This is a genomic window from Frankia nepalensis, from assembly GCF_016786325.1.
Taxonomy (GTDB): Bacteria; Actinomycetota; Actinomycetes; order Frankiales; family Frankiaceae; genus Pseudofrankia; species Pseudofrankia nepalensis.
Genome location: NZ_JADWYU010000221.1, coordinates 37,485 through 44,134, shown reverse-complemented (window position 1 = coordinate 44,134; position 6,650 = coordinate 37,485). Strand labels below are relative to the sequence as shown.

The 6,650-nt window shown below is 67.9% G+C and carries 3 protein-coding genes; all 3 read right to left on the bottom strand.

What is annotated here, in order from left to right; genetic code table 11:
- Positions 1 to 2,280: tetratricopeptide repeat protein (locus I6A81_RS34910; RefSeq protein ID WP_203010416.1), on the bottom strand; the 2,280-nt coding region annotated here is incomplete at its 3' end.
- Positions 2,281 to 2,428: 148 nt separating this feature from the next.
- Entirely contained in the window at positions 2,429 to 5,002 is a 2,574-nt protein-coding gene (locus tag I6A81_RS34905) for a sensor histidine kinase (protein WP_203001171.1), read from the bottom strand.
- Positions 5,003 to 5,115: 113 nt separating this feature from the next.
- The gene (locus I6A81_RS34900; protein ID WP_307875124.1) at positions 5,116 to 5,757 is read right to left on the bottom strand and encodes a response regulator transcription factor; all 642 of its coding nucleotides are present in this window, start codon (positions 5,755 to 5,757) and stop codon (positions 5,116 to 5,118) included.
- Positions 5,758 to 6,650 lie beyond the last annotated feature (893 nt).

The window sequence follows — 6,650 nt, the reverse complement described above, 5'->3', positions numbered from 1 at the left end:
GAGGACGTCTTCGAAGAGGTTGATTGCTTCGTGGACGCGGCCGGCGACTCGGTAGGTGTAGGCGAGGTTGTGCCGCGCTGTCAGTGTGTCGGGGTGGTCGTTGCCGAGTACGCGGACCTGGTCGGTGAGGACGTCTTCGAAGAGGTTGATTGCTTCGTGGACGCGGCCGGCGACTCGGTAGGTGTAGGCGAGGTTGTGCCGCGCTGTCAGTGTGTCGGGGTGGTCGTTGCCGAGTACGCGGACCTGGTCGGTGAGGACGTCTTCGAAGAGGTTGATTGCTTCGTGGACGCGGCCGGCGACTCGGTAGGTGTAGGCGAGGTTGTGCCGCGTCGTCAGTGTGTCGGGGTGGTCGTTGCCGAGTACGCGGACCTGGTCGGTGAGGACGTCTTCGAAGAGGTTGATCGCCTCGCTGCCTCGCCCCGCGACCCGGTATGTACCGGCCAGGATGTTCCGGGTGGTCAGTGTGTCGGGGTGGTCGTTGCCGAGTACGCGGACCTGGTCGGTGAGGACGTCTTCGAAGAGGTTGATTGCTTCGTGGACGCGGCCGGCGACTCGGTAGGTGTAGGCGAGGTTGTGCCGTGCCGTCAGTGTGTCGGGGTGGTTGCCGCCGAGCATCCGGACGCGATCCGCCAAGACCTGTTCGAAGAGGCGGATCGCCTGGTCGACCCGGCCCGCTGTTCCGTAGGCGCCCGCCAGGTTGTGCCGCGCGGTCAGCGTGTCCGGATGGTCGACACCGCGGTGGGCGGTGTCGAGGTCCAAGCCGCGACACAGGTAGGGGATCGCGAGGTCGGGCCGGCCGTGATGCTCCAGATACCGGCCGACGAGGTCGCACAGCAAGGAGACGATGGGGACGGCATCGTCGTCCCAGGTGGCATCGTCACGGTCGAGTATCGCGAAGACGTGGGGGAGCAACGTGCGCCACCGCGGCCAGCCGGCCGGATCGTAGATGTTGCGTGGCAGCGCTAGGGACAACATGCGGGTCACCGTGGCAACGGCGTCGTGGTGGCGGGCGACGTCCAGTGCGGCGCGGGTCGCGGCGGCGGTCAGGCGGTGTACGACCAACGAGCGACCGTCCCGGCGGGCCAGACCGTAGCCCACCAGCGCGCCCACGGCGTCCGCCCACGCCACAGGGTCTTCCGCCGCGCGACGCAGCGGTCCGTCTCGAAGTTCGTCGATGCCGTCAGTGACCAGGTCGAGCGGGACGGGATCGGGAGCGCAGACCGCGCATATCTCCAACAGGCTCACCGCTGCTGGTTCGTCAGCCTCCAAGCGGGCTGTGGACAGTCGCCACAGGTTCGCGACAGTGTCCCTGGGCCGATCGGCTACGCGGCCGCGCGAGAGCATGTCACTCAGCCGGGTCTCGAGAAGCGTCACGTACTCGCTGGGCGGCAGGCTGGTCTGCGTCAGGTAGCTGGCAGACTGCTCCAGGGCCAGCGGCAGAAAACCCAGTAGAGCGGCGATCTTTCCTGCTGTCGCCGGGCCGATCCCCGGCAGCCTGCAAGTGAGCAGTCTGGTCGCCTCGTCGGCCGTGAACTCCCGGACGGTTATCGCCTCGCCGGCCCCGTCCAGGCCGGCGAGCCGAGATGTCACCAGCAGCCGGCCGTAAGGGTCTGCCGGCCGGAATAGGCCGACGATGTCGGGATCGTCGACGTTGTCGAGCACCAGCAGCCAGCGTCGCCTGTTGGCGCGCAGCGATGCCGCCACCGCTGGCCAGTCCGCGTCGTCGCCTAGCCCGAGGGCCGCACCCAGCGCGGCGACATGCCCCGACAGCAGGTCCTGATCCTGTGCCGGCAACCACCAGACCACCTCGAACTGGCTGGCCCGAAGGTGCGCGTATTCGACGGCGAGGGCTGTCTTGCCGACTCCGCCCAGGCCCTGCAGCGCGCATACCGCGGCTGTTCGTTGTTCAGCCAGCACCAGGTCCAGTTCGTCAAGCAGGTTGGCGCGGCCAGTGAAGTGCGCGAGCCGCGGCGGCACGCTCCACACCCCCGGCAGGTGGTGCGCGCCGCCCACGACCTGGCCCGGTGCCGGATCGGCGAAGACGTCGTTTTCCGGATACCTCGCCCGCAGTACGTTCAGCAGCCGGTCCCTTCCACCGGCCGAGACGCCCGCGGCGAGTTCGTCCGACAGCGCTGTCCAGAACGTCCTCGGGACGAACGAGCCCCAGGGGAGACCCTCGGTCGGAATCCCCGCCTCGGCGAGCAGTTGGCGCGCCGCCAGCTGATCGGCGAACAGCCCCGCGAGCGCGGCGACCTGCCGGCCGGTCAGGCCCGGTTCCATGCCACCCTCGACTGATCGAGCTGTCCCGGACGGACAACGTCCTCTCGTTCGTCAACCTCGTTCGTTCGCGGCACACCGCCTGGGCGGCGAGGAGCTCGCCGCGGGCCCGTGCCGCCTTCGGTGGACCGGTTGACAGATCTGAATCGAGTCATGGGGCGACATCCCGGGTGCGCGTGCACGGGACGTTTGCTGTCTTGCCGCGATTCGGATTCTCCTGATGCCTCTCGTCGGTAGGGGTTGGCTGCGGCGGATCAGGAGGAAGCAGAGGCCACCGGAGCTCGACGATTGCCGTTCCCTCCTCGACGCTGGCATCGACGGAGATTGAACGGGAACCCGTGTCCACCCGTTTCGCTGGCTGGTCAGATCCGCCGGTGAAACGACCGGGAGGTGGTACCGTCGCTGGATAGGAAACGTAACCTTCGCCAAATGCTCCGCCGGAAAGGAGGGTGATCGTCACCCGACCGGGAGGCGCTCCTTCCAGGGTCTCGCTGAGAAGGTCAACGAGTTCGTCGCGCGCGTCCCGGGGAATCGCGGCGAAGTCGCCGGCCACCTGCAGGGTGACGACGACGCCCCGGGCCTCAGCCGCGTCGATCGCGGTCTCCAGCTCAGCCAGCGGGCCAGCGCGTCCCCCTGAGCCCGCGAGCATGCGGCGCACTGCCCGCGCCCGGCCCGCATACAACCTGCGATTGCTCTCATCGGTCGGATCGGCCAGGCCATCCGCGATCGCCCGCAACAGCGGCAGCACGTCACGGTTGAGCCGAGCGAGCCTGCGCGCCCGGTCTCGCCGTACGGCGGCCGCCGCGGCCTGACCCGCGTCCAGCTCGGCGTCCAGCCTGGCGGCCCGGATGACTGACTCGGCGGTGGTCCGCAGCGCCGGCCAGATCATGGCGATGAAGAGCTGCATCACCGAGAACCCGTACAGGGTTCCTATGAGGCGAACCAGCTCGAGCGGTGCGGTCCCGACCCGGCCAAGGCCGAGTACCAACTGGGTCACAACCACCGCGATGACCCCGCCCGCCCACTGCTTCCAAGGCCGCGAGACCGTGACTGGCAACAGCAGCAATGCCGGGGCGGCGATGGCCACCCAGTTGTAGATGCTGATGACGTCGCCGCCGGAGGTGGCTGCGGCGCCGGCGAGCACTAGGAGAACGGTGCTCCCCTGCGTGACCAAAGCCTCGATCACCGTGAGTGGCCGCCGCCAGATGATGGCGACACCCCACGTCGCGAGGGCGGCAACCAGCAACCACAGCACGAGCGACACAGCCGGCGAGAACGGGGCGAGCGCCGCCACCGACGGCGGTGAGAGCCCGCGGTAGGCGACCGCAGGCAGCGCGAGGAGAGAGACACCGACGACCACCGCGACGCCTGCTGCCCGACGAGCGGCGCGCTCATAGGACTGGCGCAGGTCGGTGGCGTCCGCGGGCGGCACCATGGGTGAATGGGGTCGTTGCCAGTTCAGCTCGACGCGGGTGCCAAGTCCCGGAGTGGAAAAGATCTGCGCCCATCCGCCCACGTCTGCCATTCGGCCATGGATTGACCGCGTAATACCCAGGCGAATGTCCTCGGGGTGGTGGTCGCCGCCGCCGGGCACCGCGGAGAGCGGATCTGGCCCAAAACGGGTGGCGTCAAAACCGCGGCCGTCGTCGTCGATCCTCAGCTGTACCCCGTCGGTCCACCGCGTGACGCTGATACGAGCGGAGTTCTCGCCCGAGTGCCGCTGAACGTTTCTCAGTGCCTCGCGTAGCGCCGCGGTGAGCACGGCAACCACGTCGGCCGGAATCTGCTCCTCCGTCAGGACCGACGGCCTGTCGGCCGGAGCGGCTCGCTCTGGCCATCGCGGCTGGCCGGTCCGCGTGAAACCGACGGTCACAGTCAGGCCGTCTGTCGTCGCGTCCTCCGCCAGCTCGGCCACCCTCGCGTCCAGCAGCACATCGGGGTCACCGGAGGTCTCGTCGCCGGTCCTCAAGCCGTCCAGTGAGCCCTCGACCAGCGCGATGATTCGCCGACATCGTGACCGCACCTGCGCCAGCGTCTCGGAGTCGGCCGCCCCCGTAGCCACCGCGCCTCCGAGGCTGAGACCAGCCAGCGTGTTCAGAACGGTGTCGTGCAGAAGGCGCTCATGCGCGCGGTCGGCCCGGGCCCGGGCCACCGCTATCGTCTCGGCACGCGCTCGGCCCGCGACGGCCGCCAGCCAGGAGTCGGCCTCCAGCGCCACTCGTCGTAGCCGCGCCGTCGCCTGGCTCAGCCCGGCGCCGACGAACAGCATCAGCGCGGTCGATGTGAGCACCTGTGGGCGGTAGTCGATGGCCGGCCACAGGTGAGCGGCGCCTAGCAGGACCATGGCGATCAGCGCCCAGACGGCGCGTAGTGCGATGACTGCGTTCATTCCGGCCAGCAGGACGGCGAGCAGGACCCACGAACTCGTGTCTCCCACCGACGCGTCCGGCACCGTCCACGGGGCCGTCAGCCCGACAAGACAACCGATGACGATGTCGGCGACCACGACAGCGCGCGGAGGTGCCCGGCGGGCAGCCGCCACCGCGCAGTACAGATTCCAGGCGGCCACGATGCCCGGGACAACCAGGGCCCATGGCCGCGGGTGATACAAGGCACCCCACCAGATCGCGACGTAGGAAACCGTGAAAACCGCCGCGAGGGCACGCAGGACCGCCAGCCCACGGAAGAGCACCGCAGCCAACGCGTCTTGAGCGCGGGTGCTCATCGACGCTCACAGTGGGGAGTCGTCATGGGCCGTCCGAACGGAGATAGATTTCAGGTCTCCTTCGACGCTGACAGGCTCGTGGAGTGGCGGATGGATGATCTCCGGGATCCTGGCTACTCCGGAATAATTCCGTCCTCAACGGCCCGCAGTCGTAGGTCGATCTTGCTGCGCGCGTCGCGACCCGCGTCGCGGTACTTCCTGCGGACGCGAGCGATGTACTCCTTCGCTGTCTCAGGGGAAAGGTCCATGCGCTTCGCGACCACCTTCACGGGAAGGCCTGTGCTATACAGCCTGAGAACCTCCCGTTCTTGCGTCGACAACTGCGGCCTGCTCGGGGCGTCGTCCGTCAGCATGATGAAGGCCAGGGCCGGGGAGACCCAGCCGCTCCCCGAGCGCGCGGATCTGATGGCCGACATCAGGTCTTCCAGCGCGTCGGTCTTGGTGATATAGCCGGCAGCGCCCGCGCGAATCGCAGCGCGAACTGTCGCCGGATGCGCCGCCGCCGAAAAGACGAGAACCGAGACTCCTGCCTCCATCAACCGCCGGATATTATCCGCCGGCCGAGAGCCATCCCCGAGGTCGAGATCGAGCAGTACCACATCCGGAAGTGCCTCCTGGCCATCGAAGAAATTACCGAGGTCGGTTGCCGTCACGGTGATCATTAGATTTTCCTGCTCGTGGAGGGCTTTTTCCAGTCCATGCAGGACAATAGGGTGATCATCGATGACGCCGACCCTGATCACGGCCTCGGTCACCGGGTGGCCTCCCGTCGGTGTCGGCCATCGCCCGCCTCGGTCGGGCAGGCCTCCGCCGGTGGCGACTGTCATTCCAGACGCGCTGGAGACAGCGTAGCCCGGTCCGGGGGCAATGTGTAGCCCGAATGGGGGACATCGTGGCGCGGAAGGCATCCGGAGCTGGACGGCGGGTCGTGTCACCTCGCCCTCTGCCAGCAGATGTGTGGTTCGAGGCGGCAGCGGGAGGCAACGAACTGGGCGGTTATCTCGTCGACCCCGGGGAGGCGCGCCTCGCGTCGGTCTGCCCGTGTCCCCCGCGCGGGGGACACGGTGCTGGACTGGCTGAAGTTATGGCGTGGCGGCGGTGAGTGTTCTGTCGTGCTGGCCAGCCTGGCGGCCCCCGTGTCGGCCATCGGCATGATCGGGCGGATCGGGCTCATCTTTGGGCGTGGATCCGGTCGCTGACGTTGCTGTCGGCGCTACTGGGCCCCTGATCTGCCGCGCCGTCGCCCCACGCGCCGTCCATGTCGGCGACGCCAGCTGCGACGTGCGGCGCGCCCGCGCGGCGGGGTCACCTTCGTCGCAATCACCGGTGGTGATGTTGGTGATCCTCTACCCCCGTCGCGGATGTCATCGACCACCCGCTCCTCTCGAAAGATCCATCGCGGGTCCGCGGCCTTCTGTGGTCATTACGTGAAGGCCGAAGACTCCCTGTGGATCTTGCCAGGGCTGTTGGATCGCTGATCCGTGCACACATCGGATGATCACTCTCGTATGTAAGGCCTGGCGCATCCTTGATCGTCAAATGTGTGCGGCCTTCGGCGATTTCTGTCCGTTTTGTCCCTGAACTTCGCACAGATCTGGCGATCTTCCAGAGAGGCGGGGCTGGGACGGATTGATGATCGCTGGTTGTG

Excerpts from the sequence above, each read along its gene's own strand:
- I6A81_RS34905 (WP_203001171.1), bottom strand. The coding sequence starts at position 5,002 with ATGAGCACCCGCGCTCAAGACGCGTTGGCTGCGGTGCTCTTCCGTGGG.